Consider the following 629-nt stretch of genomic DNA (forward strand, 5'->3'; position numbering starts at 1 on the left):
ACGGCGCCGGCGGCGAGCAGGAACCGCACCACCACGTCGTCCCGGTCTTCCTGGGTGGCCTGGTCCATGCCCGGGGCGAAGTGCAGCGCGTAGAACAGCACCGCGGGGATGATCCCCGCCGCCCCGTTCGTGGGGGCGGTGACTACCCGGCCGCCGGAGGCGTTCTCTTCGTTTACCGCCAGGGCCACCAAGTTAACCCACTCCTGCCAATACCTGGGGTCGTAGTGGTCCTGCCCGTCCTGCCCGTCATTGTCGGTGTCTTCGGGGCGGGCGGTTTCCTTCTTCAGCCGTTCGTACCAGTCCGGGGCGCGGCGGCGGACCTTCAACCCGCCCGGCAGCACCCCCTCACGCTTGAGCGAGGTCTGCACGCAGTTCTCCATCACGGACCAGATATGCAGCAGCCCGGCCCGGATCTCCGCCTGACTGCGGGAGGCTTTCTCGTTCACGAACATCACATCCGCGATGCCCAGCCCGGTCACCGCGCAGTGCTCCAGCAGTTCCGCCGCGGTCCTGAACGGCAGCGGCAGTTCCTCCTTGGACGCGTCCAGTTCCTGCTGCGCCGCGTCCTCCTCCCCCTCACGGACAATGAACCCGCCACCGACCGAGAAGAACGTCGCCGCATGCACCAC

1 protein-coding gene is annotated in these 629 nt (G+C 67.9%); it reads right to left on the bottom strand.

The window, feature by feature from the left end; all coding sequences use genetic code 11:
• A partial coding sequence (locus ACR65J_RS21030) for an L-serine ammonia-lyase, iron-sulfur-dependent, subunit alpha (protein ID WP_440172743.1) occupies window positions 1-629 on the bottom strand: 629 nt, incomplete at both ends.

The organism is Arthrobacter sp. SAFR-044 (assembly GCF_059414985.1).